The organism is Pseudorhodobacter wandonensis (genome assembly GCF_001202035.1).
Lineage (GTDB): Bacteria > Pseudomonadota > Alphaproteobacteria > Rhodobacterales > Rhodobacteraceae > Pseudorhodobacter > Pseudorhodobacter wandonensis.
In genome coordinates, this window is sequence record NZ_LGHT01000036.1 from 29,525 (window position 1) to 56,452 (window position 26,928).

At 57.9% G+C, this 26,928-nt stretch carries 25 protein-coding genes; 13 read left to right on the plus strand and 12 right to left on the minus strand.

Annotation, left to right across the window (positions count from 1 at the left end):
* Positions 1 to 31: 31 nt before the first annotated feature.
* The gene (locus tag AKU79_RS11065) at positions 32 to 469 is read right to left on the minus strand and encodes a DUF4174 domain-containing protein (RefSeq protein WP_050523659.1); all 438 of its coding nucleotides are present in this window, start codon (positions 467 to 469) and stop codon (positions 32 to 34) included.
* A gap of 95 nt (positions 470 to 564) precedes the next feature.
* On the opposite strand from AKU79_RS11065, the gene scpA reads away from it, so the two are divergent.
* Positions 565 to 2,694: a methylmalonyl-CoA mutase gene (gene scpA, locus AKU79_RS11070; protein ID WP_050523660.1), complete on the plus strand. Its 2,130-nt coding sequence runs from the start codon at positions 565 to 567 to the stop codon at positions 2,692 to 2,694.
* Positions 2,695 to 2,802: 108 nt separating this feature from the next.
* Here the strand turns inward: scpA and AKU79_RS11075 are convergent, their stop codons facing one another.
* The 9 genes from AKU79_RS11075 to AKU79_RS11115 all read right to left on the minus strand — a co-directional run bounded on the left by AKU79_RS11075 (position 2,803) and on the right by AKU79_RS11115 (position 11,782).
* Positions 2,803 to 3,189, minus strand: coding sequence for a hypothetical protein (locus AKU79_RS11075; protein WP_050523661.1), 387 nt, complete (start codon positions 3,187 to 3,189; stop codon positions 2,803 to 2,805).
* A gap of 19 nt (positions 3,190 to 3,208) precedes the next feature.
* Positions 3,209 to 4,309, minus strand: coding sequence for an endonuclease/exonuclease/phosphatase family protein (locus AKU79_RS11080; RefSeq protein WP_050523662.1), 1,101 nt, complete (start codon positions 4,307 to 4,309; stop codon positions 3,209 to 3,211).
* Entirely contained in the window at positions 4,290 to 4,988 is a 699-nt protein-coding gene (locus AKU79_RS11085) for a molecular chaperone DjiA (RefSeq protein WP_050523663.1), read from the minus strand. Before AKU79_RS11085 ends, AKU79_RS11080 begins: the two co-directional genes overlap by 20 nt.
* Positions 4,989 to 5,032: 44 nt before the next feature.
* Positions 5,033 to 5,524, minus strand: a complete 492-nt coding sequence (locus AKU79_RS11090) for a GNAT family N-acetyltransferase (RefSeq protein WP_050523664.1) — start codon at positions 5,522 to 5,524, stop codon at positions 5,033 to 5,035.
* Entirely contained in the window at positions 5,521 to 6,135 is a 615-nt protein-coding gene (locus AKU79_RS11095; RefSeq protein ID WP_050523665.1) for a VOC family protein, read from the minus strand. Before AKU79_RS11095 ends, AKU79_RS11090 begins: the two co-directional genes overlap by 4 nt.
* Positions 6,122 to 7,696, minus strand: coding sequence for a Ppx/GppA family phosphatase (locus AKU79_RS11100; RefSeq protein WP_231580155.1), 1,575 nt, complete (start codon positions 7,694 to 7,696; stop codon positions 6,122 to 6,124). The genes AKU79_RS11095 and AKU79_RS11100 overlap by 14 nt, the downstream gene beginning before the upstream one ends.
* 87 nt (positions 7,697 to 7,783) lie before the next feature.
* Positions 7,784 to 9,970: an RNA degradosome polyphosphate kinase gene (locus tag AKU79_RS11105; RefSeq protein WP_050523666.1), complete on the minus strand. Its 2,187-nt coding sequence runs from the start codon at positions 9,968 to 9,970 to the stop codon at positions 7,784 to 7,786.
* Positions 9,971 to 10,025: 55 nt separating this feature from the next.
* Positions 10,026 to 10,697, minus strand: a complete 672-nt coding sequence (locus AKU79_RS11110; RefSeq protein WP_050523667.1) for a P-loop NTPase family protein — start codon at positions 10,695 to 10,697, stop codon at positions 10,026 to 10,028.
* On the minus strand, positions 10,694 to 11,782 hold the full coding sequence (locus tag AKU79_RS11115) for an AI-2E family transporter (RefSeq protein WP_050523668.1): 1,089 nt from the start codon (positions 11,780 to 11,782) through the stop codon (positions 10,694 to 10,696). The genes AKU79_RS11110 and AKU79_RS11115 overlap by 4 nt, the downstream gene beginning before the upstream one ends.
* Before the next feature lie 189 nt (positions 11,783 to 11,971).
* Between AKU79_RS11115 and proS the strand changes: the two genes are divergently transcribed.
* From proS to AKU79_RS11140, 5 genes are all read left to right on the plus strand, one after another.
* Complete coding sequence (gene proS / locus AKU79_RS11120) at positions 11,972 to 13,309, plus strand: proline--tRNA ligase (protein WP_050523892.1); 1,338 nt, start codon at positions 11,972 to 11,974, stop codon at positions 13,307 to 13,309.
* A gap of 147 nt (positions 13,310 to 13,456) precedes the next feature.
* Entirely contained in the window at positions 13,457 to 14,071 is a 615-nt protein-coding gene (locus AKU79_RS11125; RefSeq protein ID WP_082224012.1) for a DUF2937 family protein, read from the plus strand.
* 132 nt (positions 14,072 to 14,203) lie between these two features.
* A complete protein-coding gene (locus tag AKU79_RS11130) occupies positions 14,204 to 15,451 on the plus strand; it encodes a lipoprotein-releasing ABC transporter permease subunit (protein ID WP_050523893.1) in 1,248 nt (415 codons plus the stop codon).
* Positions 15,444 to 16,124, plus strand: coding sequence for an ABC transporter ATP-binding protein (locus AKU79_RS11135; protein ID WP_050523669.1), 681 nt, complete (start codon positions 15,444 to 15,446; stop codon positions 16,122 to 16,124). Before AKU79_RS11130 ends, AKU79_RS11135 begins: the two co-directional genes overlap by 8 nt.
* An 83-nt stretch (positions 16,125 to 16,207) precedes the next feature.
* Entirely contained in the window at positions 16,208 to 16,858 is a 651-nt protein-coding gene (locus AKU79_RS11140; RefSeq protein ID WP_050523670.1) for a DUF3047 domain-containing protein, read from the plus strand.
* A gap of 153 nt (positions 16,859 to 17,011) precedes the next feature.
* Here the strand turns inward: AKU79_RS11140 and AKU79_RS19880 are convergent, their stop codons facing one another.
* Positions 17,012 to 17,143 carry a hypothetical protein gene (locus tag AKU79_RS19880; protein ID WP_269430774.1) on the minus strand — a complete coding sequence of 44 codons (132 nt, stop codon included), beginning with the start codon at positions 17,141 to 17,143 and terminating at the stop codon, positions 17,012 to 17,014.
* A gap of 393 nt (positions 17,144 to 17,536) precedes the next feature.
* Here AKU79_RS19880 and AKU79_RS11145 point away from each other — a divergent pair, with 393 nt between their 5' ends.
* The 5 genes from AKU79_RS11145 (at position 17,537) to AKU79_RS11165 (ending at position 23,207) form a co-directional block, all read left to right on the plus strand.
* Positions 17,537 to 18,910, plus strand: a complete 1,374-nt coding sequence (locus AKU79_RS11145) for a phosphohexomutase domain-containing protein (RefSeq protein WP_050523894.1) — start codon at positions 17,537 to 17,539, stop codon at positions 18,908 to 18,910.
* Positions 18,911 to 19,033: 123 nt separating this feature from the next.
* The gene (locus AKU79_RS11150; protein WP_050523671.1) at positions 19,034 to 21,070 is read left to right on the plus strand and encodes an NADH:flavin oxidoreductase; all 2,037 of its coding nucleotides are present in this window, start codon (positions 19,034 to 19,036) and stop codon (positions 21,068 to 21,070) included.
* 64 nt (positions 21,071 to 21,134) lie between these two features.
* Complete coding sequence (gene hemF, locus AKU79_RS11155) at positions 21,135 to 22,025, plus strand: oxygen-dependent coproporphyrinogen oxidase (RefSeq protein WP_050523672.1); 891 nt, start codon at positions 21,135 to 21,137, stop codon at positions 22,023 to 22,025.
* Positions 22,016 to 22,531 carry an isopentenyl-diphosphate Delta-isomerase gene (gene idi / locus AKU79_RS11160; RefSeq protein ID WP_050523673.1) on the plus strand — a complete coding sequence of 172 codons (516 nt, stop codon included), beginning with the start codon at positions 22,016 to 22,018 and terminating at the stop codon, positions 22,529 to 22,531. Before hemF ends, idi begins: the two co-directional genes overlap by 10 nt.
* Positions 22,532 to 22,598: 67 nt before the next feature.
* The gene (locus AKU79_RS11165) at positions 22,599 to 23,207 is read left to right on the plus strand and encodes a glutathione S-transferase family protein (RefSeq protein WP_050523674.1); all 609 of its coding nucleotides are present in this window, start codon (positions 22,599 to 22,601) and stop codon (positions 23,205 to 23,207) included.
* Positions 23,208 to 23,276: 69 nt separating this feature from the next.
* Here the strand turns inward: AKU79_RS11165 and AKU79_RS11170 are convergent, their stop codons facing one another.
* On the minus strand, positions 23,277 to 24,659 hold the full coding sequence (locus AKU79_RS11170; protein ID WP_050523675.1) for an NAD(P)/FAD-dependent oxidoreductase: 1,383 nt from the start codon (positions 24,657 to 24,659) through the stop codon (positions 23,277 to 23,279).
* Between the two features lie 184 nt (positions 24,660 to 24,843).
* Between AKU79_RS11170 and AKU79_RS11175 the strand changes: the two genes are divergently transcribed.
* Both AKU79_RS11175 and AKU79_RS11180 read left to right on the plus strand, forming a co-directional pair.
* Entirely contained in the window at positions 24,844 to 25,497 is a 654-nt protein-coding gene (locus tag AKU79_RS11175; RefSeq protein ID WP_050523676.1) for a protein-L-isoaspartate O-methyltransferase family protein, read from the plus strand.
* Positions 25,498 to 25,561: 64 nt separating this feature from the next.
* The gene (locus tag AKU79_RS11180) at positions 25,562 to 26,923 is read left to right on the plus strand and encodes a TolC family outer membrane protein (protein WP_082224013.1); all 1,362 of its coding nucleotides are present in this window, start codon (positions 25,562 to 25,564) and stop codon (positions 26,921 to 26,923) included.
* Positions 26,924 to 26,928 lie beyond the last annotated feature (5 nt).

A 26,928-nucleotide genomic window follows, 5' to 3' on the forward strand; every position in this document is an offset into this window, starting at 1 on the left:
ATCTATGCACCGCAGCTGCGGGGGAAGGGGCCTACCGGCCGCTCGGAAAGCGCTCTAGCATTTCTTGCCGCGCCAATGGGAATTTATCGATCGCGCGCGTAATCTCGCGCACATCCCAAGGACGGGGTTTGCGAATTTCAATCCCGCCGTCTTTGTCCATCAGCACTAACGAAAACCCCCGCGGGCGCAGTTTTTGCCGAAAGAACGAGTCGGCCGCAGGGCTGGTATCTACAATCACCACCACGTCACGATCGATCAAAGCCTGCGGTTGTTCGGCTAGATATTCCATTTGCTTGGCAAAGGCGGGGTCATTTGGGCTGTCTGCAAACACCACGATGGGGCGTTTGAGCCACAAAAATTCGGCCATTGTCACGCCGGGGGCGTCAAACAACGGCAGTACCGGCGCCTCCTGTGCTGCGGCGGAAAACGGCAGAAACACTGCCAGAACAAGAAATTGAAGTCTTTTCATACGGTCTCCTCTCCTTTGATATAGGATGTATCGGCCGCAAACCAAAGTAAGATCGTCAAAGGATATGTCCTTTGGCCAAAGTGAGGGAAAAACCCATGAGTGATGCAACGAAAACCTGGGCGGCCTTGGCGCAAAAAGAGCTGAAAGGTCGCGATCCGGAAACGCTGACTTGGGATACGCTGGAAGGTATCAAGGTAAAGCCGCTCTACACTCAGGCCGATGTCGCGGACTTGCCGCATATGGGCGGCGTGCCGGGGGTGGGGCCATTTACACGTGGCGTGCGGGCCACGATGTATGCGGGGCGCCCTTGGACCATCCGTCAATATGCGGGCTTTTCAACGGCCGAGGAATCGAATGCCTTTTACCGCAAGGCACTGGCGGCAGGGCAACAGGGTGTGTCTGTTGCCTTTGATCTGGCCACCCATCGCGGTTACGATAGTGACCATCCGCGCGTCGAAGGTGATGTCGGCAAGGCTGGCGTGGCGATTGACAGCGTGGAAGATATGAAGCTCCTGTTCGATGGCATCCCGCTGGAAAAAATCAGCGTTTCCATGACGATGAACGGCGCGGTTATCCCGATTCTGGCCAATTTCATCGTGACGGGTGAGGAACAAGGCGTTGACCGCGCGCTGCTGTCCGGCACCATTCAGAATGACATTCTTAAGGAATTCATGGTCCGCAACACTTATGTCTACCCGCCAGAACCGTCGATGCGGATCATTGCGGATATTATCGAATATACCAGCGCTGAGATGCCGAAATTCAACTCGATTTCGATCAGCGGTTACCACATGCAGGAAGCCGGGGCGAACTTGGTGCAAGAGCTCGCCTATACGCTGGCCGATGGCCGTGAATATGTGCGCACGGCGATAGCGCGCGGCATGGATGTCGATGCCTTTGCCGGTCGTTTGTCGTTCTTTTTCGCTATCGGTATGAATTTCTTTATGGAGGCCGCCAAACTGCGCGCCGCCCGCCTCCTCTGGCACCGCATCATGACCGAGTTTGGCGCGAAAAAGCCGGGCAGCCTGATGCTGCGTACCCATTGCCAAACCTCGGGCGTCAGTTTGCAGGAACAGGACCCCTATAACAACGTTGTCCGCACCGCCTATGAGGCGATGGCGGCGGCACTGGGCGGCACGCAAAGTTTGCACACCAATGCGCTGGATGAGGCTATCGCCCTGCCGACCGAGTTTTCGGCCCGTATCGCCCGCAATACCCAATTGATTTTGCAAGAAGAAACGGGCGTCACCAATGTCGTCGATCCGCTTGCAGGCAGCTATTATGTAGAAAGCCTTACAGCGCAATTGGCCGACGAGGCATGGAAGCTGATCGAAGAAGTCGAGGAAATGGGTGGGATGACCAAAGCGGTCGCCACCGGTATGCCGAAGCTGCGGATTGAGGAATCCGCCGCCCGCCGCCAAGCGATGATTGACCGAGGCGAAGAGGTGATCGTCGGCGTCAACAAATACAAGCTCGACAAACAAGACCCGATCGACATTCTTGACATTGATAATGTTAAAGTCCGCGAAAGCCAGATTGCACGCCTGAACAAAATGCGGGCTACGCGTGACCAAGCCGCATGTGATGCTGCGCTGGCCGAACTGACCCGCCGCGCGTCCGAAGGTGGCAACTTGTTGGACGCAGCGGTTGACGCTGCCCGCGCCCGCGCCTCGGTAGGAGAAATCAGTATGGCAATGGAAAAAAGCTTTGGTCGGCACCGCGCCGAGGTAAAAACCTTGGCCGGCGTTTACGGCGCCGCCTATGAAGGCGATGCTGGATTTGCCGCAATCCAAAAAGATGTCGAAGATTTCGCCGAGACCGAAGGCCGTCGCCCGCGGATGCTGGTGGTCAAAATGGGTCAGGATGGCCATGATCGCGGTGCCAAAGTCATCGCCACGGCCTTTGCCGATATCGGCTTTGACGTAGATGTCGGCCCCTTGTTCCAAACCCCCGAAGAAGCCGCCCAAGATGCTATCGACAATGACGTCCATATCATCGGCATTTCTTCACAAGCGGCTGGCCATAAAACTTTGGCGCCCAAACTGGTGCAGGCGCTAAATGCGGCGGGGGCTGGCGATATTCTGGTTATTTGTGGTGGTGTTATCCCGCAGCAAGATTACCAGTTCCTCTATGATGCAGGCGTCAAAGCGATCTTCGGTCCCGGCACCAACATCCCCGAAGCCGCCAAAGACATCCTGCGCCTGATCCGAGAGGCCCGCAGCTAAACAAATCCGGAAACCCGCTTTCTGTTCGGCACAAATATCCTCAGGGGGTGAGGTGCTTTGCACCGAGGGGGGCGTGAACGCCCCCCTTACTACCCTCAACCCAGATCGCTAAAGGTCGATTTGCCCTTCCGGCGGCGCGCCTGTGGGCGGGTTTGCATCGGGTGGGGCCAGTTCTGGCGGCGCGGGGGCATCCAATTTGCGGCGAATGATGATGTCGCCATTCTCCAGCCGCTCAGGTGCCTCATAGTTTTTCACGTCGCCGATCAAAGCGGCCAGTTGCCGCGCCATCGGTTCGATCTCTTTCAGCGCCTCGGCCATTTCTCCCATTGCGGGTTCAATCTCTTGTATCAACCCGTCAAAAAGCAAACGCATACCGCGCTCCACGAGGCTTAGGCCTTCCTCCTGGTTTTGCTGACTATCTTGGGCAAATACGGTCAAAGGCTGCGCGGTTGTCAGCGCAACGCAAAGGACGAAAGCTGTGACTTTCTGTTTCATACCCTAGATATGGGGGCAGTCAGGCCGGTTTACCAGCCTTTTCTAACGGAATTTCGTGCAGATCTATCGTCACAGGAAAATGGTCAGATGCCGTCAGCAAGGCCTCGCGTAACTCGGGGATGCGCCAGCAAGCAGGGTCATCCAACGGGTGCCAAATCCGCCAAACCGGTGCTGATGCGGCCAAATTGCTTGAAACAAGGATGAAATCCAGCAAAGCCTGAAAATAGTGTCTTTTGGTTGCGTCATAAAACCGGGCCGAGGTTGGGGCGACCCCAAGCTTTCGCCCTAAAATCATCTCGGCATGGGGTTCAAGCATTTGCATTTCAGGCGGGCCGTCAGTGCCAAGCATGATTTCGATACCGGATTTGCCGAAAAGCTTTTCATATTCGTCAAGGCCCGGACCATCGTTGAAATCGCCCATAACCAGCAACTGATCACCTGCTGCCAAATGTGTCTCGGCCCGTGCGCGCAACCACAGGCATTGCGCAAGCTGCTTGCGGCGGTTCTCAATTGCAATCCGCATCACTTCGGCCGGTTTATGGGCACCATGCGCGGCTTTGGATTTGGCATGTACACCGATCAGGCGCAGTTTCTGGCCTGTTTGCATATCAGTCATAGCTACTTCCAGCGGGGGCTTGGAAAAGCTAATCCGTTCGGGGCGGGCATCTGTATTCAGGTCATGCCAGAACACGCCGTCAAATCGTGGCACTGCTTTGGGCTCGGCATGGGCCGGCGGGGCGCCCATCGGGTCATGGGTGGCCGAAATACGGTCGGGATCATAGAGAAAAGCTATTTCTTGCTCGGTCTCGCTGGTAAACCCGTGCAAGGCGCAGCGGGTCCGCAGGTCAAAATGCCGGGCAAAGTTTTCCAACGCGGTTTTGGTCGATCTGCGAGAACTGGTGTCGGGGGCCTCGATGATCATCACCCCGTCGGCATTCATCGCGGTGAACACGATCCCCAACGCCGTCAACTGCTCTGCACGGCTGATATTGTAGCGGGCCGAGCGTTCATTATCGGCCAGCAGCCGCCCGTCATCATCGAACAAACCATTGAACCATTCGACATTAAATGTCGCGAGCCGCAAGCGTGCCGGTGTGGGATCAAGCGGCGCGTTTGCCATTAATCTCCTCCCAAGCGGCGTTAATGTCGATCAAGCGGCGGCTGGCAAGCGCGACCGCTTCGGGCGGCACGCCGCGGGCGACCAGCCTGTCTGGGTGGCTGTCGCGTACTGCTTGTTTCCAAGCGGCGCGTATTTCTTCTAGCGAGGCATTCATCGGCACGCCCAGAACCTCATAGGGGTCACGTGGCGCACCTTCGACAAAACGCGCGCGCAAAGAACGGAAACAAGGGTCCCCTAAACCAAAGATTCGGGCGACTTCAGCCAAAAAAGCGTCTTCATTGGGGTGGTACTGGCCATCTGCTATGGCGATGGTGAACAGCCCCTCTAGCAAGTCGATCAAGGTTTGGCGGCCTTCATCCGGAAACATCGCGGCAATTTTGCGGGCATAGGCATCAAACCCCGCCACATCTTGCCGGGCAAGATCAAAGACGCGGGCGGCATTTGCCTCTTCGTCGGGGGCGATTGTGAACAAACGGCGAAAGGCAGCGACTTCATTGCGGGTCACTTGTCCGTCTGCTTTGGCCATTTTCGCGCCAAGCGCAATCACCGCAATGGTAAAGCCGACCGAGCGTTCGGGCGTCGCCATTTTCGTGCCGCGCAGCCGTTCAAAAATAACCGAGAGCCCTTCTCCGGCGGCAAGGGCGGTAAGCGCGTCATTGATGCGGGTCCAGAGTGACATTGGCGTAGCGTACTCCGATAGGGTTTGGCTGTCAGGTTTGTTTTTCAGGTCAAGTGCTTTTGCATCAAGTGCAAATCCATCCAGCGGCCGAATTTATACCCGACACTGCGCAGGGTGGCCACCTCGGCATAGCCCATAGCGGCGTGAAAGGCGCGGCCTTCGGGGTTTTCTGCGCTGACACCAGCAAAGATCGAATGCGCTCCGCCCCGACGGGCGTGATCTTCTATCGCAGTCATCAAACCACGGCCCAGCCCGAGGCCGCGCGCATTCGGCCCAAGAACGATCGTGTGTTCCATCGTATGCGCATACCCTATGCCTGCACGAAACTGGCCGTAGCTGGCAAATCCAACAATCGCCCCCGCATGTTCGGCTATGAAAAAACCATGGCCAGCGGCTGATATGTCGGCGATCATTTGCGCCAAATCGGCATGGGTCTTTTCGATGGCGTTGAACGTGACAGCCGTGTTGCGAATGACAGGGTTCCAAATCGCCAAAAGGGCCGGAATATCGTCGGGCAGCGCGGGGCGAATGGTCATTCAAGCACGCGCGTGCCATGCGGCGTGGCGAATTGCGCCCGCAATGCGGTTTCAGACCCGTGAATTATTTTCACGCGGCAATCGGTAAACTGGCCTGCGAGGGCGGCAGTCAGTGCATCGGCATCGGGCGTGGCAATTTCTAACAACTCCAGCCGCACGCCAACATCTGGCAGGCGCTGCCTTGGATGCGCCGAGCCATGCCACTGAATCAGCGCCGGATGGGCATTGCCACATGGCAGCAGGCCATCCGCAGGCACAGCCATGCGCCAGCGCAGATCGCCGCGCGCCAAATCAACTGGCGCACCCACGCCTTCGGGCAGGGTGGCAAGCGCCGCATCCAGATTGTCGCAAGCTACAATCCAGTTGGTCGGGCGTGGGCGACCGCTGAAATGGTTCAGATCAAACCAGCGCGGGTGCGGTGGCGTTGGCGCGGCAGGGTCAATCGCGATCACCTCAAGATAAATATCCGCCAAGCCCAGCAAACGGTTATGCGTAGACATCAGGGGATGCACACCGCCGGGCGCAAGTGCCACACCAAGCGCCTGTTCCACCACGTCTACACCTTCGGCCAACGATGTGGCTGAAATAGCAAAATGGTCAAAGATCAGCATTTTCTGCACCTTCAATCACTACCGGTGTCGCACGCATTGCAGCCGCCAATGATTTAAAGCGCGCTTGCGTCACTTCGCCGAACAGGTCTTTGCCCAAAGGCGTCAGCGTCAGTTCCAGCACACGTTTACGCGGGATCCAGCGTAAAGCGCCGGCACTTTCAGGCCCGATCGCCGAAAACATCGCACCAAACCGCATGGCTTTGCCCAGCACTTCGGCTTTTTGAATCTGCTCGTCAGTCAGCAAACGGAACAGCGGTTCAAGCCGCGATCCTGTGCGGCTGTTTTTATAGCGGTGCAGCAAGGCAAGGCCCAGAAACACGCGGCCCGGATGATCCAGCCCACCGAGGTTGGCGCGGGTGGCATTGTCAAAGCATACTTCGGCGCGGTAATCGGGATGGGCGCGCCAAGTTGTATCATGCAAAAGGCAGGCCGCTTTGATAAGGCGGGTTTCTTCGTCGCTGGCCTCTTTGAACAGCGGCAGCAGGAACGTGTACAGTTTTTTGCCAAAGCCGGGCAGACGGGCCGACGTAATCTCGGTCGCGCGCGCCGCTTCTATCAAAGGATCACGCGAGCGCAGCTTTTCGTGCATTTGCTCATACAGCAAACCTTCGCGGATGCCATAGGACGAGACGTCGATTTCTTTGGGCTTAAAGATGCGGATCAGCTCGCGTAGAACTTCGCAGGCAAGCGGAACCAGCGCCATGCGTTCGGCACCTGTGCCAGTGCGGGCGCGCAAAATGGCGGGGTCATTGGCCGCGATCCAGTCGATGGTATCCAGCAGGGATTCGGGCGTCATTCGGTATTCGTGCAAAACGGTCAGCGGGTAATTCCGCCGCTCCATATCCAGGCGGGCAATGGCGCGCCAAGAGCCGCCGACAAGGTAAATGCGGTCGTTTTCCGGTTCGATCTTGGTTTTCAGCTTTTTCAACACGCGGTCAATCAGGGCCTTTCGCTTTTCCGCGCCACCTTCGACTTGCTGCAAACGGAACGGCCCCAGCGGGGATGTGGCGCGTTTGCCGACTTTGCCATCGCCAATGCGGGCCAGCTCCATCGAGTTGCCGCCAATGTCACAGACAATGCCTTTGGCCTCGGGCCAGCCCAAAAGCACACCTTGCGCTGAAAGTCGTGCCTCTTCTTCGCCGTCGATCACCCACAGTTTCAAGCCGGTTTTTTCCAAAACCTGCGCTGCAAATTCAGGGCCATCACTTGCGTCGCGGACCGCGGCTGTCGCCACGCATGTAAGCGGAGAAATCCCCAAGCCATCGGCCAAAACGGCAAAACGCTTTAGCGCGATCAGCGCACGTTCTTTGCCTTCGGGGTTCAGTAGGCCGGTCTCGGCCAGTCCCTTGCCCAAACCTGCCATCAGTTTTTCGTTGTAGAAATACGCAGGCGAACGGGCCGCGCCGTCAAAAACCACCATCCGAACCGAGTTTGACCCGACATCAACCACGCCAACCCGACTAAGCGCGCGCGCCGATGGATCATCCAGCAATGACCGGCCAAAAGGCCCAGCATCGTCCATCGCTGTTGTGTCAGATTTGGATTTTTTGGGTTTGGTCATCGGGTGCTCTTTGCGCTGCTGCAGGTTGACCTTGCCGCGTCGCAGCGCAAAGGTCAACTGATGGGATAGGACGCTGGGTGGTCGGCGTTACGCCGTCGTATCATCACGGCTGTGGGCCAGCTTTGGCACATCTTTGGCCCCTGCGCTGCCACGACCGGACAGCGAAGGGTTTTCCATGAAAAACTTGTGGCAACTGAACAATTGCCCGTCTTTGGCCGTTAGGTTGCGCAAGTAGTCGCCTTGTGGCCCCAACACCCAGCTTTGCGCCTCATCCGCCATGTTTGCGGCCATGATCTGGCTGACAATTTGTGCCTTCACGGTCGGGTTGTTTGCCTCGATCAGGGTTTCAACGCGGCGGGTCAAGTTGCGCCCCATCCAATCGGCCGAGGAAAAGAATACCCGCGCCTTTTTTGAGGGAAGGCCATAGCCATTGCCGAAACAGACAATGCGCGAATGTTCCAAAAACCGGCCCACAATCGATTTCACACGGATATTTTCGGACAGGCCTTTGATACCTGGGCGCAAGGCGCAAATGCCGCGCACGACAAGGCTGATTTTAACCCCGGCCTGTGATGCGGCATAAAGTGCGTCGATAATATCAACCTCGACCAGCGAATTGACCTTAACCCAAATCTCGGCTGGGCGGCCTGCGCGGGCATGGTCAGCCTCGGCGGCAATCAGTTCCAGCAGGCGGGGCTTTAGGGTCGAGGGGGCAATGGCAAGGTTTTCAAGCCCCTCGGGCTGGACATAACCCGACAGGTAGTTGAACACTTTGGTCGCATCGCGCCCCAATGGACCGTCGCAAGTAAAGAACGAAAGATCGGTGTATATGCGGGCAGTGATGGGGTGGTAGTTGCCGGTGCCGTAATGGGTGTAGGTGACAAGCTGGTCGCCTTCGCGCCGGACAACGGTGCTGATTTTTGCATGGGTCTTTAACGTCATAAAACCGTAAACCACATGGGCGCCCGCACGCTCTAGCCGCCGCGACTGGCGGATATTGGCGGCTTCGTCAAAACGGGCCTTCAATTCGACCAGCGCGGTGACAGATTTGCCGGCTTCGGCGGCTTCGCATAATGCGCTGACGATCGGGCTGTCCTGGCTGGTGCGATAGAGTGTTTGCTTGATTGCCAGAACATTCGGGTCATGTGCCGCCTGTTCCAAAAACCGGATCACCATGTCAAAGGTTTCATAAGGGTGGTGCAGCAGCATATCCTTTTGCCGGATCGCCGCAAACATATCGCCCTCAAAATCCTGTACGCGTTCGGGAATGCGAGGCGTAAATTTTGGCCACTGCAAGTCCTTGCGACTGTCAAGCACCAGTTCTTTCAGGTCGGCAACCCCCAGCAATCCGCGCACCTCGACCATATCTTCATTGGTCACATGCAGCTCTTGCATAATCAGCGCCCGCAATTCCTCGGGTGCACCGGCGCTGATTTTCAGGCGGATCACCTCGCCGCGGCGTCGGCGTTTCAGCGCGGTTTCAAACTCGCGTACAAGGTCTTCGGCCTCATCCTCTACCTCAAGGTCGCTGTCGCGCAGCACGCGGAATGTGCAGTGACCACGGTCGGTATAACCGGGAAACAGCATGCCAAGATGTAGCAAAAGCAAGTCTTCCAGCACCAAGAACCGGTTTTCGCCCTCTTTTGCAGGCAATGGCACAAACCGCGTGACTTGCTGCGGGATGGGAAGCAGGGCCAAAAGCGGGCGTTTGTCGCCGGTGCGCTCAAGCTCTAGCGCGAGGCAGAAACCGGTGTTTGGGATGAAAGGAAAAGGATGTGCCGGATCAATCGCCAAGGGGGACAGGATCGGGAAAACCTTATGCACAAAATACTCGGCAAGATGTTTCAGGTCGCGCGTCGTCAGCTTTGAGCGGGTTACAATGGTAATGCCTTGCGCATCCATTTCCTTTTTCAGCCGGTTGAACACGGCTTGCTGGTTTTGCAGCAATCGGCGGGCATTGTCATTGATCAGGGTCAGTTGCTCGCCGGCACTGCGCCCATCCATCGAGATCGTGCCTTTTCCGCTGCGTTTCAGCGCCCTAAGGCCCGCCACGCGGACTGTATAGAATTCATCCAGATTGGTGGCCGAAATGGACAAAAAGCGCAGCCGCTCCAGCAGCGGTACCGACGGATTCGATGCCTCGTCCAAGACACGCCAGTTAAAGGCGAGCCAACTTAGTTCGCGGTTGAAAAACCGGTGTGGGCCTTTGGTTTCTGCCTCTGGCAGATTTAAGGCTGTCGGGAAAGGCGAGGAAAGAAAATCTGCGTGTGTCATAGGGTTGGCTTATGCAAGAGAATTGTGAATTCCATATGACAGTCTTGCAACGCGGTCAGGGATTGTCCAGCACTGTCGCGGCCAATGCGCGCGAAACACCGGTTCCACGGGCCAGCGCCTCGGCGTCCAGCTTGGCCACCAGCGCGCGGGCCGCAGCAAAGCTGCGCTCCATCCTGGGCAGCAGGTAGGCGATCAGCGTGGGCGAAACTGTTATCTGGCGGTCGGCAAACAGCTTAATCAGCACGGCAGATAAAAGAGGGTCATCTGGCGCCTCAAGTCGCGTGACCGAGGCGGCTTGTACGCGACTTTGTAGATCTGCAAGCGTCAGGCCCCAATCACGCGGGGCAGAGGCCGCCGTCATCAGCAAGGCGGCGCCTTTGGCGGCAAGCAGGTTGTGCAGGTGAAACAGGGCTTCTTGGGCATTAGGGTGGCGCGGCAAGACTTCGCAATCCTCGACGACCACAGCGGGTTTTGCCCCCAGCGCCGCGATATCGGCAGTTGCCAGCTCGCATGCCGGGTGCAACGCCGCCCGTGAGGCATTTGCCCATACATGCGCAAGGTGGGTCTTGCCCGACGCAGGTGGGCCAATCAGCACCATCTTGCCGCCCGGCCAGTCGCGCCATGCATCAAGCGCGGCCAGCGCTTGCGCATTGGTCGAAGAGACAAAAAAATCGCCGCGCCCCAAGGCGGTTCGGTGCGGCAAGTCAAGCACAAGCTGGCGCGTCACGGATTGTCTTTCTGGCTTTCTAGGTCGGTGCGGCTACCAATGCCGCGGTACAACAGGCTTTGGTGGTACTGCACAATGCCCCAGCGGGTAAGAACGCCCAAAGCAGCGGTGACAGGCACTGCCACCAGCATGCCCACAAATCCGAAAGCCGAGCCAAATGCCGACAGTGCAAATAGCAGCCAAACAGGGTGTAGTCCCACGGAATTGCCGACAAGTCGCGGCGTAATGACGTTGCCTTCCAGAAACTGGCCGATTGCAAAAATGCCTGCAATAATGCCGATTGAAACCCAATCGCCCCAGAACTGAAAGAGTGCAAGCCCGATGGCCAAAGCACCGCCAACCAGCGCACCGACATAGGGAATAAAGGTAATCGTCCCGGCAATCGCGCCTACCAACAGGCCAAAATCAAGTCCGGCCAGCATGAGCGCAGCCGAATAGAATGCGCCAAGAACAATGCAGACGCTGATTTGGCCACGCACAAACGCTGCCAAAACATGATTAATCCGGCTGGCCAAATCGCGGATAACCGGCGCGTGGTCGCGCGGCAAAAGCGCGTCGATCTTGGCGACCATGTTGTCCCAGTCGAGCAGCAGGTAAAAGGCCACGACGGGCACAACAATCAAAAACATCAGCGCATTCAGCACCGACAAGGCGCTGGAGAACACGGTTTTTGCGACTTCGGTGCCCCAATCTTTCAAATTGTCGCCGATCGATAGGATGGTGCGGCGGATAACACTGTTTTCATCCAACAGGCCGGGAAACTGCTCGGTCAAAAAGGCCTGAAGCTTGTGGAAAATCGTCGGCAAAGCCTCAACCAAGGCGGCCGTCTGAGATGCCAGGGACGGAATAACCGCCAGAACCAGCAATACCGCAACAAGAAGGGCTGAGAGTGAAATCACTGTCGTCGCCGCCGCGCGGTTCAGGCCCATTCGCTCTAACCTATCGGCGACAGGATCCAGAAAATAGGCGATCGCGCCGCCCACCAGAAAAGGCGCCAGAACCTGACCCAAAAACCATAGTGCCAGCAAAAACAGGCTTGCCGCAATGCCCCAGTAGGTAAGTTGTTGTTTTGCGGGCAATGCCATATGGCCTCCTTGGGTTTGCTTATCACACATTGCCCATCGGACCCGGCATTTCAAGGCCTCCGGCTTGGCACCACCCGCGAATTGTCGTTGAAAAATCTGATTTTTCGTCGAAAAAACGCGATGCACTTGCTTGCGTGCTTGGTTTTGCCTAAACCTCGCCCAACCCATCATTGCCTAAAAGGTGCCCCCATGCGGCTGACGCGCTATTTCCTGCCTGTTCTAAAAGAAAACCCTGCCGAGGCGCAGATTGTCAGCCACCGCTATATGCTGCGTGCCGGCATGATCAAGCAGCAAGCCGCGGGCATCTATTCCTGGTTGCCGCTGGGGTATAAGGTTCTAAAGCGTATCGAGCAGATCGTGCATGAAGAACAGGTTCGTGCAGGCCATATCCCCTTGCTGATGCCAACCTTGCAGCCTGCCGACCTTTGGCGCGAATCTGGTCGTTATGATGATTACGGTCAGGAAATGCTGCGCATCAAGGACCGTCAGGGCCGCGACATGCTCTATGGTCCGACCAATGAGGAAATGATCACCGATATTTTCCGCAGCCATGTGAACAGCTACAAAGACCTGCCTTTGACGCTGTACCATATCCAATGGAAATTCCGCGATGAGATGCGCCCGCGTTTTGGCGTTATGCGCGGCCGTGAATTCCTGATGAAAGACGGCTATAACTTTGACCTGACGGTCGAAGACGCGCTGCATGCCTATAACCGCCATTTGGTCAGCTATCTGCGCACCTACGAGCGTATGGGCCTGCAAGCCATTCCGATGCGTGCTGATTCCGGCCCGATTGGTGGCGAAGACACGCATGAATTCCTCGTTCTGGCCGAAACCGGCGAATCCGAGGTGTTCTATGACAGCGCCGTGACCGACATCAGCCTTGGCGCACGCGACATCGATTATGATGACAAGGTACAGTGCAAAGCCGTGATGGAGGAATTCACCTCGCTTTACGCCCGCACCGACGAAACCCATGATGAGGCTGCCTTTAACGCCATCCCCGAGGAACGCCGCAAATCCGCGCGCGGGATCGAGGTCGGCCAGATCTTTTTCTTTGGCACCAAGTATTCCGAGGCAATGGGGGCGACTGTTGTCACGCCTGACGGCAGCAAAGTGCCGGTCCAGATGGGCAGCCACGGTATTGGCGTGTCGCGTCTGCTGGGCGCGATTATCGAGGCAAGCCATGATGACAAAGGTATCATCTGGCCCGAAGGTGTGACGCCGTTCCATTGCGGCATCGTGAACCTGAAGCAGGGCGACGACGAAACCGATGCCGCCTGCGAAAGCATTTATAAAGCGCTGCAAAAGGCAGGTCTTGACCCGCTATATGATGACCGCAACGACCGCGCTGGCGCGAAATTCGCCACGATGGATCTGATCGGCTTGCCATGGCGCATCACGGTCGGTCCGCGCGGGTTGAAAAATGGCGTGGTCGAACTGACCAGCCGCCGCACTGGCGAAAGCGAAGAAATGACTGCCGACGCCGCAGTGGCCCGCATTATTGCCATCTACAACGGTCTCTGAAAACATCACGGTGCGCCCCGGCCAAAGGGGCGCGCCGATTTCGTCTTTGACACAGGGCCCGATTTGGACGATTTTAGGGGCCAAAGCCGGGGGCAGGGCGGTTCTGGTAATCGCCACTGAATAACTTGGCAGGCAGAGGCGAAATAGATGATAGGCAAGGCACTGACGCTTGTGGGCGGATTGGCGGGGGCGACAGCTTTGTCGCAATACCCCGAGTTTTCGCAGCAGTATATCCAGCGGTTGGGTGGTCAAGTGGATGCACTGTCGGCGATCGTTGCTGACTTTGACCGCAGCGCCACCGATAACGGGCTGACCCGTGGCGCAGCATTGGACCAATTGCAGGGCACCGCGTTTTTGGCCGCGCGAAAGGTTGATATGCAAAGCGCCTTTGCCCGTTTTGACCAACTTTCTGCAGATCTGACATTCCTGCGCCTTGCCACTCCAATTGAACGCATCACCATGCCGCAGCGTTTGGCCGACCCGGCCACGCTAAATGCAACATGGGCCGATTTCCGCCCGGCAGTGCCGCTGACTGTGGCGGGTGCCGTGGCCACTGCGTTAGGGTTTGTGGCGGGTTGGGGCGCAGTCCGGTTTATCCTGTCGCTCATACTCTGGCCGTTTCGCCGGCGCGCTGCGCCCCGCAAAGCGTCCGAGCTGCGCAAAGAGCCTGTGGTGCGCAGCCAACCCGCCCCGCAAAAGCCACCCGCACCGCGTGCGCCCAATGCACCCCGCAAACAGCCTGTGCTGCACCGTTCCGCCTAATAACGTAGCCGTGCCTTGACCTGCCCGCGCATTTCCCGCAGGTTCCGCGCGCATGCCTGACGCCGATAACCCGCATGTTTACCCCAAGGAGCTTGCCCCGTGAACACCCCCCCTTTCGCGCCATTTGAATGGATGATCGCGTGGCGATATTTGCGGGCCAAAAGGGCCGAAGGCGGCGTTTCCGTGATGACTTGGATCAGCCTGATCGGCATTACGCTGGCGGTGTTTGCGCTGATTGCCACGCTGTCGGTACGCGCAGGGTTTCGCGCCGAATTTGTCGATACGATCCTTGGGGCGAATGCGCATGTAACCGTCTATGCCGCGCAGCATCAGGCTGCCGATGGCCGCACGATCAGCGGGTTTGAGGATTTTGACGCCGTGGCAAAAAAGGTGGCTGAGGTGCCAACTGTCACACGTGCCGCGCCGATGGTTCGGGGGCAGGTGATGGCAACGGCAGGCACCCGCAGCTCTGGCGTTGAGGTCTACGGGATGCGCGGCGATGATGTGCGCGCCATTCCGCGTGTGGGTGACGGCGCCGACGCATATGGCGATTTGTCGCGCTATGACGAAGGTATCGCGATCGGCTCGGGCGTAGCGCGTGAATTGGGCGTGACCGTTGGCGACCGTATCCGGCTGATTTCGCCCAATGGTGTGAAAACCGCCTTTGGCACCAGTCCGCGGGTTTCGGCCTTTGAGGTGGTCTATGTGTTCACCGCCGGCCGCTATGATATTGACCGCACGCGGGTCTACATGCCGCTGGCCGCTGCACAGGACTATTTCAACCGCGAAGGGCTGGCGGATGAGATCGAGGTGATGGTCACCAAACCCGAGGCAGTTGATGACATCGCGCTGGATTTAATGACTGCTGCGGGCCAATACGCGAATGTCTGGACATGGCGTGACAGCTCGGGCAGCTTTTTGCGGGCGCTGGATATCGAAGACAATGTGATGTTCATCATCCTGTCCATTCTGGTGTTGATTGCGGCGATGAATATCGTTTCGGGCCTGATCATGCTGGTCAAAAACAAGGGCCGCGATATCGGCATTTTGCGCACGATGGGGTTGACGGAAGGGTCAATCTTGCGCGTGTTTTTCATCTGCGGCGCATTTACAGGCATTATAGGCACCTTTGCCGGTGTGGCGCTGGGATGTCTGTTTGCGATCTATATCGACCCGATATTCAGCTTTGTGAATTATGTCGCGGGCGGCGGGGTTTGGGACCCGTCTATTCGCGGCATCTATGCGCTGCCCGCCAAACTGCAATGGCATGACGTGCTGTCGGCAGTGTCGCTGTCGCTGGGCCTGTCGTTCGTGGTCACTATCTTTCCCGCGCGCCGTGCCGCCCGGATGAACCCTGTCGAGGCCCTGCGCTATGAGTGATGTGATGCTGTCGCTGGATGCGATCACCAAAGCCTATAACAAAGGCAAGCCCGCCGAAGTGCAAGTGCTGCGCGGGGCATCGCTGACCGTGGCGCGGGGTGAGGTGGTTGCCCTTGTTGCCCCTTCGGGTGCTGGCAAATCGACGCTGCTGCATATTGCGGGGCTGCTGGATACCGCCGATAGCGGCCAGATGCGACTGGATGGCACCGATCTGGCGGGCCTGCCAGACCGCGCGCGCACCATCGCGCGGCGGCGTGATGTGGGCTTTATCTATCAATTTCACCACCTGTTGCCGGAATTTACCGCGCTGGAAAACATCACCTTGCCGCAGCTTGCCAATGGCGTCTCAAAACCCGATGCCGAGACCCGTGCGCGTAAATTGCTGGATCAGGTCGGGGTTGGTCACCGTGCCGGTCACCGCCCCGCAGCACTTTCGGGTGGCGAGCAACAGCGCGTGGCCTTTTGCCGTGCGCTTGCCAATGGCCCGCGCCTGCTGTTGGCGGATGAGCCGACGGGCAACCTTGATCCTGCAACCTCGGATCAGGTGTTTGGCGCCTTGATGGATCTGGTGCGCGAAACCGGTCTTTCGGCGCTGATTGCGACCCATAACATGGAGCTGGCAGCCCGGATGGACCGGATTGTGCGGCTAGAGGCGGGGCACGTGGTGCTGTAACTTCACATTTGCCTCAAGCAGTTGTGTGCCCTGTTACAGCCGAAAGCTGCTAGTCAAAGAAAACCCCATTGACCAGAGGCCACATGACACGTTCCCTATTTCTTGCTGCCCTGATCGCCGCCTTGCCAGCGACATCCGTTTTTGCCGAAAGTGTCGCGTTTGACAGCACATGGTCGACGCAACGGTTTTCACTGTTTTCATCAAACCGATACGGGTTTCAAGGCAACACATTGTCTATCGCATCTGATGCGTCGGTATCGCTGGCCTATGCGCGGGTAAAGCAGCCGCTTTGGGGCGCGACATCGGCCAAATGGTCTTGGGCGGTCAGCCAATCGGTGCCTGCAACGGATTTGACCAAAAAAGGGGGCGATGACCGCAATGCCTCGCTTTACTTTGTGTTCTTGCCCGAGGCCGAAGCCAAGGCACTTGGGGACAAAGCCAATATCCGCAAACTGCTGACAGCCGAGTCTGCGCGGGTGCTGGTATATGTTTGGGGCGATAACCAAGGGCGTGGCAAAGTGCTGTCCAGCCCATATCTTGGCAACCGGGGTAAAACCATCTTGCTGCGGGCCGCGGGCACGGGCAAGTTTTCGGAAAAGGTTGACCTTGCCGCCGATTATCGCCGCGTGTTTGGCGGGCCCGCCGGGGCATTGGTTGGGCTGGCGGTCTCTGCCGACTCGGATGATACAAATTCGGCCATCCGCGCCTCTATTTCCGGCCTGACGCTGAACTGAACCGGATTGGCCTGTCGGTATAGTTGCGCCTTTAACCTGCTGACTTCTGCGATTATGCCTGCCAGCGGTATAAAGCTCGCGTCACGCTGCACCTATGCAAAGCGGGGGCCGGGCCCCCGCCTAGAGACTTGGCCAAATCTGGCACAGGTCAGTTTATTTGATTTTTTTGCCCGCGATTGTTGTGCCGTCCTTGCCAGCATTGGAATTGGCAGTGGCCAGCACCTTGGGCACTTCTTTTTTTGGCTTTTTGGCTTCTTTATTGCCTTTGTTTTTTTCTTTGGACATGTCGTATTCCCTTAGTCAGGTTTCCGCTTTGGCCCATGCCAGGCGGATCGCTGCGCTGGGTGTCCTTCGACCGGCTAACAGCCGTGCGAGTGATCCCATTGGGCATCAGGGGCGGACCAAATTGCGGTGCCGGAGCCTGTAACCAATAGATAAGCCCGCGGCTGCAGGTGCACAAGTAGGGACGGGCGGGCTTGTGCAAGACATCGTGCCACATGCCTGATTGGTGCGCAATTTGTAACGAAAGCGGCGATTTACCCCTACTGGGAACCGCTGCGAAACACTGGCCGACATTAGTGGCCGATGCCGCAAATTTGGTCTTGGTGTTTTGGCTTTGCTATGGTCTTTGCAATGCAAGGGCCGGTGATTGTTGCCCGATTGATGCATGGGGGAACGATGACCGCGCTGACCTGCTTTAAAGCATATGACGTTCGCGGCCGCCTTGGTGTCGAGCTGGATGAAGACGTCGCGCGACGGATTGCCCGCGCCTTTGCCGAGGTTCTGGGCACTGGACATGTGGTTGTTGGTCATGATCCGCGCGCCTCGTCACTGGCTTTGTTCGATGCCGTTAAACGCGGGTTGGTCGAAGCAGGCGTCGAGGTGCTGGACCTGGGGCTTTGCGGTACAGAAGAGATGTATCACGCAACCGCCTATTTCGAGGCCGACGGCGGAATAGAGGTCACCGCCTCCCATAACCCGATGGATTACAACGGCTTGAAGATGGTCAAGGCAGGTGCGGCGCCTCTGGATCCGGCGACCGATATTGTCAAGATAAAGGCTTTGGCAGAAAGCGGCCAATTCAAGCCTGAGAAACCAGGCGGCAATATACGGCCTGCCAAAGCTGCGCGGGGGGCCTATGTGCGCGCGGCGCTATCGTTTATTGATGTGCCTGCGTTGCGTCCGATGAAGATTCTTGTGAATGCCGGAAATGGTGCCGCAGGCCCGACCTTTGACGCGATCGCCGCGGCTTTGGCCAAACGCCGCGCGCCCTTGTCATTCATCTGTATGAACCATGAACCTGATGGCAGCTTTCCCAATGGCATCCCCAACCCCTTGCTGCCCGAAAACCGTCCAGTGACAGCAAATGCCGTTCTGGCGGCAGGGGCCGATTTGGGTGTGGCATGGGACGGTGATTTTGACCGCTGTTTCCTGTTCGATCATTTGGGACGATTTGTGCCGGGCGAATTTGTCGTAGGCCTATTGGCCGAGGTGTTTCTGGCCAAGGAAAAAGGCGCCAAGATTGTGCATGACCCGCGCGTCATGTGGAATACCAAGGAAATCGTAACCCGCTTGGGCGGTACCGCAGTAATGGCTCGCACCGGCCACGCCTATCTAAAGCAGGCATTGCGCGATACAGGCGCGGTATACGGTGGCGAAATGTCGGCCCATCACTACTTTCGCGATTTTGCTTGCTGTGACAGTGGCATGATCCCGTGGCTGCTGATCATCGAGCTCATGTCGCGGCGTGGCGCATCATTGGCTGACCTGATTTCCGAAAGGATGACCGCCTTTCCATCCTCGGGCGAGATCAACTTTCGCGTGGACGATTCCGGAGCTGCCCTGACACGCGTGCTGGCGGCATATGAAAAGCAGGCCGTGGCGCGTGACGATACAGATGGATTGTCATTGGATATGGGCGACTGGCGCCTGAATCTGCGCGCGTCCAACACCGAGCCTTTGTTGCGCCTGAACGTCGAGGCGCAGCGCGACCCCAGCTTGGTTGCCGTTGCAGTGGAACGGTTGCGCATGTTGATCGAAGCGACCGCCTGAATTTTGGCAAGAAATCCGGTTGCGTTCGATGGCCGTGGCTTGGCCAGACCTTCAATAGTCGCTTTTGCCAATTGGCATTCCCGCGCGGGCCGCTAACCTGAGCGGAAAAACACGAGGTGTCACATGTCCGGCGATCCGCTTTTGCAGCCCTATCAATTAAAGCATCTGACCCTGCGCAACAGGATCATGATCACCAGCCATGAGCCCGCCTATCCCGATGATGGGATGCCCAAGGATCGCTACCGCGCCTATCACGTCGAACGTGCCCGCGCAGGCGTTGCCCTGACCATGACCGCCGGTTCCGGCTCGGTTTCGCGCGACAGCCCGCCGGTGTTCAACAACATCCTTGTGTGGAAGGATGAAGTGGTCGGCTGGATGAAGCAGATGGCCGATGAGTGCCACGATCACGGTGCGGCGGTGATGATCCAGCTTACGCATTTGGGGCGGCGCACAAGGTGGGACAAAGGCGATTGGCTGCCATCTGTTTCCACCAGCCATACCCGCGAGCCTGCGCATCGTGCCTATCCCAAAAAGCTGGAAGATTGGGATATCTCGCGCATTATCAATGACTACGCCGATGGCGCTGAACGCATGTATGCGGCCGGTTTGGATGGGGTCGAATTGGAATGCTACGGCCATTTGATGGACCAGTTCATGTCGCCCTTTACCAACGAATTGGATGGTCCCTATGGCGGCAGTTTGGAAAACCGAGCACGGTTTGCGCTGGAGGTGGCGGCCGCGATACGTGCGCGTGTGGGTGAAAAATTCCTGATCGGAATGCGCTATACGGCGGATGAGGCGGCCAAGGGCGGCATTGACGCCGAAGAAGGCGTAGCGATTGGTAAACTGTTTCGTGACAGTGGAAATGTGGACTTTCTGAATGTCATCCGCGGGCAAATCCATACCGATCCTGCGATGACCGATGTAATTCCGATTCAAGGCATGAAATCTGCCCCGCACCTCGATTTTGCCGGCCGTATCCGTGCCGAGGTGGGGATGCCCACCTTCCACGCCAGCCGCATCCCCGATGTCGCCACCGCCCGCCATGCCATTGCCAGTGGCAAGCTGGATATGGTCGGCATGACCCGCGCCCATATGACCGACCCGCATCTGGTGCGTAAAATCATCGAGGGGCGTGAGGATGACATCCGCCCCTGTGTCGGCGCGAATTATTGCCTTGACCGGATTTATCAGGGCGGCCACGCCTATTGCATCCACAACCCCTCGACAGGGCGAGAGCTGGAACAACCACATGAGATTGCACCCGCAGATGTTGCGCGCAAGGTGCTGATCATCGGCGCAGGGCCGGCAGGGCTTGAGGCTGCGCGCGTGGCGGCCGTGCGCGGGCATCGCGTGGTGGTGCATGAGGCCGCGCCACAGGCGGGTGGCCAAATCCGGCTGACCGCACAAACCCCGCGCCGGCGTGAAATGATCGGGATCATCGATTGGCGTCTGGCACAATGTGAAAAGCTGGGAGTTGTCATAAAATACAATAGCTTGGCTGACGAAGCTGAGGTGTTGGACGAGGCGCCGGACGTCGTGATAATCGCCACAGGCGGTTTGCCAGAAACGGCTATTCTGGAAAGCGGAAATGATCTGGTCACCTCGGCTTGGGATATTTTGTCGGGCGATGTACGCCCCGGCGCCAATGTGCTGGTCTATGACGAGGCGGGCGATCCGGTCGCACTGCAAGCCGCCGACAAGGTGATTGCGGCAGGCGGAAAAGTTGAAATCATGACCCGTGACCGCAGCTTTTCGCCCGAGGTCATGGCGATGAACCTTGTACCTTACATGCGCACGCTGCAACGGGCCGATGCGGTGTTTACCGTTACATGGCGTGTGCTGTCGGTTCGGCGTGACGGCAACGAACTGCTGGCAACACTTGGCTCGGATTATGGCGATATGACACGTGAACGGCGGGTCGATCAGGTTATCATCAACAATGGTACCGTGCCGCTGGACGATCTGTATTTCACGTTGAAACCCTTGTCGAAAAATCTGGGGCAAGTCGATTATGAGGCACTGATTGCGCGCCAGCCGCAAATGCCAACACCCAACCCAAAGGGCGCGTTTTCGCTCTACCGGATTGGCGATGCTGTCGCCTCTCGCAACACCCATGCCGCGATTTATGATGCGCTGCGGCTGATGCGCACGCTGTAAGCTGCGGTCTTGGCGACCCCGCGCCCAAGTGCTAAAGCCAGCGCAAACCGGATTGGAGACGACAATGACCCAAGCTTTGGACCAAGAGCGCGCAACGGCAGCGGCGTGGTTTCGCACGTTGCGCGATGAAATCGTTGCAAGTTTCGAAGCATTGGAGGACCGCCAGACCAAAGGCCCGACCGCCAGCCTGCCAGCAGGCCGGTTTGAGGTGACGCCAACCAAACGCAGCGCCGAAGATGGGTCAGACGCCGGTGGCGGCTTGATGTCCGTCATGCGCGGCGGGCGGGTGTTTGAAAAGGTGGGGGTGAATGTTTCCACCGTTTACGGCGATCTTGGCCCCGCCGCACAAAAGGCGATGGCAGCGCGTGGCGTGCCCGGCATGGAAAGCGACCCGCGTTTCTGGGCCTCGGGCATCAGCCTTGTGGCCCATATGCAAAACCCGCATGCGCCCGCCGTTCACATGAACACGCGGATGTTCTGGACCCCGCATGCCTGGTGGTTTGGCGGCGGGTCAGATTTGAACCCCTGCATCGAATACGCCGATGACACAGCCCATTTTCACGCCACACAACAGGCGCATCTGGCGCCGCATGGCGATGACCTCTACCCCAAGCTAAAGGCTTGGGCGGATGAGTATTTCTACATTCCCCACCGCAACCGTGCACGTGGCGTGGGCGGCATTTTTATGGACGACCGTAATTCAGGCGATTGGGCAGCAGATTTTGCGCTGACCCAAGATATTGGCCGCGCGTTTCTGCCCGCCTATGTGCCGCTGGTCGATGCACGGCGTGATACAGTTTGGACCGATGCAGACAAGGAAGCCCAGCTTGTCCACCGCGGGCTATATGCCGAATATAACCTTGTGTATGATCGTGGCACCAAATTTGGCCTTGCCACGGGGCATGACGCAAATGCTGTGTTGATGAGCCTGCCACCGATGGCCAAATGGATCTGATACCTGCTTGGATAGAGGGCGTTTTGCAGCCGGTTGAAAAGCTGGCTGTGCATCAGCGTGGATTGCAGCACAAAGCGGTGTCGGTTTTCGTGTTGGCGGGCGACCGGCTGCTGATCCAGCAACGTGCCGCGGGCAAATACCATACGCCGAACCTTTGGGCCAATACCTGCTGCACCCACCCGCATTGGGATGAGGCACACGCAGCCTGTGCGCATCGCAGGCTGGTGGATGAGCTGGGCATTGCAGGCCTGGATCTGCGCGCCGTGGGCGAAGTGCGATATCGCGCCGATGTGGGTGTTGGTCTGACCGAGGATGAAGTTGTAGCGGTGTTCGTGGCCGAGGCAGGCGCAGATCTGGCGATGACCTTGAACCCGGATGAGGTGCAAGCCGTGCGATGGGTGGCCATTGATGCGCTGCTGCGCGAGATAGAGCAGGCACCAGAGGTCTTTACCCCTTGGCTGCGGATCTATCTGACCAAGCACCGCACCCAGATTTTGGGTGCATGACAGCGTTTTGTGCTTGGCTTTGGCGCGGCCGTGACTAGGCTTTGTCGAAACAACATAGGGCGCGAAAATGAAGCTGTATTTGGCCAAAGGCACGATCTCGATCGCGGTGGCGATTGCGTTGGAAGAGGCGGGCTTGTCCTATACGCCTGTGGTGCTTGACTTCGCCGCAGGGGCGCAAACGCAGCCCGCGTATCTGGCGATAAACCCAAAAGGGCGTGTGCCAAGTTTGATCCTCGATCAGGCGAGGCTGACGGAAACCGGTGCGATCTTGGAATATATCGGCAGTTTGGCGCCCGCACTTGTCCCTCAGGACGCAATCCAAGCGGCCAAAATGCGCGAGGCAATGTACTATATCGCGTCTACCTTACATGTGAATCATGCGCATAAACTGCGTGGCCAACGCTGGGCGAATGAGGATGCCAGCTTTGCCGATATGCGGGCCAAGGTGCCCGAAACGATGCGGGCGGCCTGCGCCTATTTGGAGGTTGAGGTGATCCAAGGGCCCTTTGTTTTGGGGGCGCAGTTGACCTTGGCCGATGCCTACTTGTTCGTCGCCACGACCTGGTTGGCGGGGGATGGCGTGGATGTGACGGCCTTTCCCACGCTATATGCCTTTATGGCCGCGATGGAGGCGCGGGCCTCAGTGCGTAAAGTGCGGGCTGCGGGCTGGTTGTAACGGTTCTGCCAAGGCCGGGTTTGGGGGCTGGCGACAGGTTTTAGGTATTTGAGCCAAGATGATGATGGATCAGCTGTTCTTGATCCATGCGCCAAGTGTGGCAAGGCGCGAGGGGTTAGCGCCTTTGGCCTCGGCACGGTCGGCAGCGTTCAAGAGTTTGTACATTCCGCGCAGGCCGAACCAGCGCAGCGGCTCGGGTTCCCATTTGCGCAAAGGGCGGTTGACCCAAGGCAGGCAGGTCAGCGCGGTGGTTCTGTCCAAGGCAAGATCGGCCAAGGTGCGCCCGGCGAGGTTTGAGGTCGAGACGCCAACCCCGACATAACCGCCCGCAGATCCAATGCGGGTGGATGTATCAAAATCCACCCTTGCGCACCAATCGCGCGGCACGCCAAGGGTGCCGCACCAAGCATGGTCGATCGGTGCATTGGCGGCGGCGGGGAAATGGGTTCTCAGAACGGCAATCAGGCGGCGGATGGTTTCGTCATCGGGGGTGCCATCCGTATCCAGCCGGTTGTTGAACCGGTAGGGAATGCCGCGCCCGCCCACGGCGATACGCCCGTCATCTGTGCGCTGGCAATAGCAATAGGCATTTGCGAAATCTCCAAATATTTCATAGCCTTTCCAGCCGATCTTATCCCAAGTCTGTGCGCTCAGGGGGGCGGTGATGATCTGGGCCGAGTTTAGCGGCAATAGATCGCGGTGATGGCCTGCAAGCTGGCTGGTAAACGCCTCGGTCGCGCGCAGGATCGTGCGGGCGCGCACAGTCCCGTACGGCGTTTCAACGTGGCCCGGATGCAGTGCGGTGGCGGGTGTGTTTTCAAAGATCTGCACGCCCAGGGTTTCAACCAGCCGCGCCAGCCCTTGTACCAGTTTGGCGGGCTGGATGCGGGCGACATTGGGCACGACCATCGCACCTTGGGCCGCAGGAATTTTGATGCGGGTTGCAAGCGCTTTGGCGTCAATCATATGGACATCCTCACCCCAAAAGCTGCGGGTTTGGAGTTCTGCCTGCAGGCGCGACAGTTGGGCTGCATTGGTCGCGACCAGCAGTTCATCCGTGCGGCGGATATCGGCGTCGATACTGGCAGACTGAGCGACGGATATGATTTCATCCACTGTGCCCGCCATTGCGCGCACCATCGCCCGCAGACTTTCTGCATCCGAGGTCGCAAGATAGCGGTCATGCGACCAGGCAAAGCCACCTGTCATCCAGCCGCCATTGCGCCCCGAGGCACCAAAGCCCACCTGCCGCGCCTCCAGCACCGCGATGTTCAGGGCAGGGGCAGCGCGGGCCAGATAATAAGCCGTCCAAAGGCCGGTGAAACCTGCGCCGATGATGCAAATATCAAGCTCTTGGGGGGCGACCAGCTGCCCCCGTACAGGCTGCGGGCCGATCTGGCGATGCCAGAATGAGGTTTCACCCGTTCTTTCGGGCCAGAGTTCAGGAGTCATGTGTGTCATAAAAGCGCAGAATGACGTGGAGCGCTTTTGGAGGCAAGCTTTGTAATGGCCCGGTAAGACAATGCATGCTAACATACGGCACGTTATGGACTAAAAGTCGGGGCACAATATGTTGCCCAAGGCACAGATCTGTGGCATCACTTTCGCAATTATAACCAAACCGAAGAGTTCAGACATGTCCAATTTCGCCGCCCGCCGGACCATGATGGTCGACACGCAGGTTCGCCCTTCGGATGTGACCAAGTTTCCGATCATTGAATCGATGCTTGCCGTCCCGCGTGAAGCCTATGTGCCGAACGACCAGCTTGAGGCCGCTTATGTTGGTGGCAACCTTGAAATCGCGCCGGGCCGTGTGATGCTTGAACCGCGCAGCTTTGGCAAGTTGCTGGACGCGGTTGATGTGCAACCGAATGAGGCCGTGCTTGATCTGGGCTGTGGTTATGGCTACTCGACCGCCGTGATTGCCCGCCTTGCCGAGGTTGTTGTTGCCGTTGAGGAAGACGAAGCACTTGCCGCTGATGCGCAACGCCGCCTGTCAGAGCATGGCGTCGACAATGCCGCAGTGGTTTCCGGGCCTTTGGTCGCCGGTGCTGCAAAGCATGGGCCATATGATGTGATCATCGTGCAAGGCGCCGTAGAAGATGTGCCCGCGGCTTTGATCGATCAGCTGAAAGATGGTGGCCGGATTGCTGCGATCTTTATGGAAGGCAGCCTTGGTGTTGCCCGTATCGGCCATAAATCTGCGCAGGGTTTGACTTGGCGCTACGCTTTTAACGCCTCGGCCCCTGTGTTGCAGGGCTTCGCAAAATCCAAAGCCTTTGCATTCTGAGGATCAAGAAAATAGTCGCGAAAAGCGAGCAGGAATAATAGCAGAAACGAGCAGGAATTAGAAAATGGTTTCAATTAGAAAAGTTGTACGCGCGGGGGTGATTGGGGCCCTGTTCGCACTGCCACAATGGGCATCTGCCGAAAGCCTTGGCGATGCCTTGACGGCCGCTTACCGCAATTCAAACCTTTTAGAGCAAAACCGCGCCGTTCTGCGATCTGCGGACGAAGATGTCGCACAGGCCGTAGCGCTTTTGCGGCCGGTCTTGTCGTTTCAGGCCTCGGGCGGTTATTCGCATACGCCTTCATTCGAAGGGCTAACAGCAAGCGTCTCGCTGGTTGCGGAAATGTCGCTTTATGATTTCGGGCGCAATGCGGCATCGATTGCTGTGCAAAAAGAAACCGTTTTGGCTACCCGCGCCTCGTTGGTGAATTACGAGCAAGAGGTTTTGCTTGATGCCGTTTCGGCCTATGTCATGTTGCAACAAACGCAAGATGCTGTGGCCCTGCGTCAGGCAAACGTGCGCCTGATCGGCCAGGAATTGCAGGCCGCGAAAGACCGGTTTGACGTGGGCGAGATTACCCGCACCGATGTGGCCATCGCTGATGCACAGCTTGCCGCGTCTCAGTCGGAACTTGCCAGCGCGCAAGGCGACTATGCCGTCGCACGCGAGACGTACAAGCTGAAAATCGGGCATTATCCCAATAGCTTACAGCGGCTTCCCAAAATGCCATTTACGGCGAGGGGCTTGGCCGAGGCGCAGGCCGTGGCCCGCAAAACCCATCCGACCATTCACCAGCTGCAGCATCAGGTTGCGGCAGCCGAGCTGGGTATCGCATTGGCCAAAGCCAATATGGGCCCGACGTTGACAGGCAAAGTTTCGGCAAGCGATGTGCGCCAGAAATCAAGCGACAGCTTTAGCACAACTTTGACGCTGAGCCAGACAATCTACAACGGCGGTAGGTCGTCGTCTTTCTATCGTCAATCCTTGGCATCCCGCGATTCCGCGCGCGCCAGCTTGAACCAGACCGTGGCAGTTGTGCTGCAATCTGTGGGGGCTGCTTGGTCCAATATCGAAGTGGCCAAGGCGGGTATTTCGGCAAGTGACCGGCAAATCCGTTCGGCGCAAACGGCCTATGACGGTGTAAAGGAAGAGGCAAAGCTTGGCTCTCGGACCACGTTGGATGTGTTGAATGCCGAGCAAGAGCTGCTTTCGGCCCGCACGGCGCGCCTGTCTGCACAGGCAAGCTATTATATCGGGGTTTACACTTTGCTGTCCCGGATGGGGCTCTTGACGGTCGACCATTTGAAACTTGGTATCGCGACATATGACCCAGAGGCCTATTATAATGCGGTGAAATCAGCGCCAGCAACGTCGTCGCAGGGCAAACGTTTGGACCGCGTTCTGAAATCGATTGGCAAATACTAAGCCTG